Below are 2,576 nucleotides of genomic sequence, written 5' to 3'. Positions count from 1 at the left end.
TTGGCAAAACCGGGAGATTATATAATCTTTCAAGCCGATATGGATTGCATAGTTGCACTTACCGCATGCTCAGCGGCCTCTTCCAACAACGGTTCTTTTAAACCGATTCAATTTCAAATTATGTCCAATTTGAAATAACTTAATAAAAAACTAAGACCTGATTCCTCCACTGGAATCAGGTCTTTAATTTGATTCTTATTTCAATCCACTCTATGTTAGTTTTAAAATCTACTAAACAGCATGACCTAACTCTTTAGTGTTCATGCCGCTTATGACTTATTAAATTTTGACCCACTTAGAATCGATAGCCTTTTATGAAAAACTTCTAAATACTGCATAGCAGGTGAGCGTAAAGATGATATGGGCAAAAATTAACTGGATAAAAAAAGCTCTCCTTGAAGTCCGCTCTGGAACACCATATACATTGAACAGTAACAACCAACCGATAATTCCAAGACCGCCCGCAAAAATACCCCAACCCAAGGCTTTCAAGAAAGTATTCATTAAAAAGGGGGTAAGGAATAGAAAATATAGGGCTATGGCCATCATTGACCCTACTCCAAAATGGACCGACCAACCAATTATATGATTATGGTTCTCCCGTTTCTTACGAAGTCCTTTCGTTCTATCGAACAGTATATTAAGTAAGTGCGCTTCATTGAATATCATCTTCATGCGCCTAGTTAGAAAGTGACTGAAAATGGTCATTAACGTAGTGGCCATGAGGGTAGCCAAAAGGATTACTAACAAAACCATGCTTGCAATTTAGCACTTACCACAAAAATATCGTAAATAGTTTCTTGACTCAAATGATTTTATTTATGCCCCACTTTAAAAATTGAAGAATATGCTTTCTTAACCTATTTTTTGGGTCATTTTAATTTTCAATATCATTTATTAGCAAACAGAAGGTAAGATAAATTTATCGAAGAAATTCGTAAACCGTCTTAAAGCAAATGCGACTCAGGAATAATTTAAAAAAACAGAATGTACTTATCTTGATCATCCTGGTTATTATCATTTTAATTGTAGTGCTGCTGTAAATCTTAATTCATGCAAGTAACTGAGATTATAGGAATTCTGGCGGGCGTATTTACTACGATTGCCGCCTTGCCACAAATTATTACGGCTATTAGGAACAGAGCGTGCAAGGATGTCTCTCCAATAATGTTCATCATACTCATTATTGGAGTAGGCCTATGGACAATTTATGGCATAATGAAAGAAGATTGGCCGATCATTGTTACCAATGGAATTTCAACAATCTTGAACGGCTCAATGCTTTTTTTGATTTTCAAATTTAAATAATATCGGAATACATACAATTAAAACAGTTAAAATGAGCGAATTATTAGAATTGAATATACCCACTACTTATAGGATTATTATAAGTACCGTAGGCATATATTTGATGGTAATCCTCTTTACCCGAATAGCAGGAAAGAGAAGTTTCTCTAAAATGTCAAGTTTTGACTTTGCTATGACCGTAGCTGTAGGTTCCGTGATCGCTACGACCATTCTTTCTCCTTCTGTCAATCTCATAGATGGCATTATCGGCTTGGCCAGTATTTATTGCCTGCAGATTTCAATTGCTATCATACGAAGAATCGATTTTATAAAACAAATTGTGGACAATTCCCCCTTACTCTTAATGGACGGTCCTAATATTCTTCAGGAGAACTTGCGGAAGGCCAGGGTATCGGAAAGTGATTTACGATCAAAACTGAGGGAAGCAAATGTTTCCTCTTTAAAAGAAGTACTGGCGGTCGTCTTTGAAACGACCGGCGATATCAGCGTCATCCATAAAGAGGCTTCAGAAACAACGCTAGACAATTGGTTGCTCAAAGATGTAAATAGAACTTAACTTTCTTCCTTTTCTTTCTTACTAACGGCCAAGGGATGGTCCTCTATTCCCAAACCTACGATTTTTATAATATTTATTACCGTATTCTTTAACATTAACACCACTACAATAAGTGCGGAACTTAAAATTGCACTAACTGCCAAGGTGATATAATAAATAACACTGAACCAGTGTTCGGGAATATTCTGTGATTCTGTGATAGGTAGGTTAAAGACTAAAAAAGACAAAAGGGATACGATAAAGATTATAGTATCAAGTTGCGCAATCTGCTTTACGTGTAGATAATGGTCTTTCTTTAATCTTGAGTCATTCGTTGAACTTAACCCGAGTAAGGTCAATAATAAAGCCAATATTGTAGCAGATGCTAGAACTATGGTATTGCACAATACGTTAAGGCCGGACAATGAATTCTCGATCAATACCTTTGCTTCGTACCCACTCAATTCTCCAAGAAGCAAGGTACCTGCCAAGATAAAAACCAATGCAAATGTACCCCCCCAAATTGCTCTCCTTGTATAGCTAGATAGATTTTTTAAAAAAGGCATAATTTTTCTATTTTCCCAAAATCTCATCAAGTGACCAGACCTTTCCTATTCTTGCAGTAATTGAAGGAAGAATAATTTCTTCAGGCTTATCACTTTCCTGTGAAGTTATACTTGGACTGGCGTTTTTAAATACATTTTTCATAACGATGATTTATTTGTTTATTAAA

At 35.8% G+C, this 2,576-nt stretch carries 5 protein-coding genes; 2 read left to right on the top strand and 3 right to left on the bottom strand.

The window, feature by feature from the left end; all coding sequences use genetic code 11:
• Nucleotides 1–312 precede the first annotated feature (312 nt).
• Nucleotides 313–756, bottom strand: a complete 444-nt coding sequence (locus BIZ36_RS20480; RefSeq protein WP_187459719.1) for a hypothetical protein — start codon at nt 754–756, stop codon at nt 313–315.
• 297 nt (nt 757–1,053) lie between these two features.
• Between BIZ36_RS20480 and BIZ36_RS20475 the strand changes: the two genes are divergently transcribed.
• Nucleotides 1,054–1,308: a SemiSWEET family sugar transporter gene (locus BIZ36_RS20475; RefSeq protein WP_187459718.1), complete on the top strand. Its 255-nt coding sequence runs from the start codon at nt 1,054–1,056 to the stop codon at nt 1,306–1,308.
• A gap of 31 nt (nt 1,309–1,339) precedes the next feature.
• Complete coding sequence (locus tag BIZ36_RS20470) at nt 1,340–1,864, top strand: DUF421 domain-containing protein (RefSeq protein WP_187459717.1); 525 nt, start codon at nt 1,340–1,342, stop codon at nt 1,862–1,864.
• On the opposite strand, the gene BIZ36_RS20465 is transcribed toward BIZ36_RS20470, so the two are convergent.
• Together BIZ36_RS20465 and BIZ36_RS21225 are read right to left on the bottom strand one after the other, a co-directional pair.
• Entirely contained in the window at nt 1,861–2,409 is a 549-nt protein-coding gene (locus tag BIZ36_RS20465) for a hypothetical protein (RefSeq protein WP_187459716.1), read from the bottom strand. The two genes, BIZ36_RS20470 and BIZ36_RS20465, sit on opposite strands and share 4 nt — an antisense overlap.
• A gap of 7 nt (nt 2,410–2,416) precedes the next feature.
• Nucleotides 2,417–2,551 carry a hypothetical protein gene (locus BIZ36_RS21225; protein ID WP_286175041.1) on the bottom strand — a complete coding sequence of 45 codons (135 nt, stop codon included), beginning with the start codon at nt 2,549–2,551 and terminating at the stop codon, nt 2,417–2,419.
• Between the last annotated feature and the right edge of the window lie 25 nt (nt 2,552–2,576).

The sequence above is a fragment of the Cytophaga sp. FL35 genome (assembly GCF_014349235.1).
Lineage (GTDB): Bacteria > Bacteroidota > Bacteroidia > Flavobacteriales > Flavobacteriaceae > Euzebyella.
The sequence above is the reverse complement of the archived record's forward strand: the minus strand, read 5'-3'. Positions and strand labels throughout refer to the sequence as shown.

Excerpts from the sequence above, each read along its gene's own strand:
- BIZ36_RS20470 (WP_187459717.1), top strand. The coding sequence starts at position 1,340 with ATGAGCGAATTATTAGAATTGAATATACCCACTACTTATAGGATTATT.
- BIZ36_RS20465 (WP_187459716.1), bottom strand. The coding sequence starts at position 2,409 with ATGCCTTTTTTAAAAAATCTATCTAGCTATACAAGGAGAGCAATTTGG.
- BIZ36_RS20475 (WP_187459718.1), top strand. The coding sequence starts at position 1,054 with ATGCAAGTAACTGAGATTATAGGAATTCTGGCGGGCGTATTTACTACG.
- BIZ36_RS21225 (WP_286175041.1), bottom strand. The coding sequence starts at position 2,551 with ATGAAAAATGTATTTAAAAACGCCAGTCCAAGTATAACTTCACAGGAA.
- BIZ36_RS20480 (WP_187459719.1), bottom strand. The coding sequence starts at position 756 with ATGGTTTTGTTAGTAATCCTTTTGGCTACCCTCATGGCCACTACGTTA.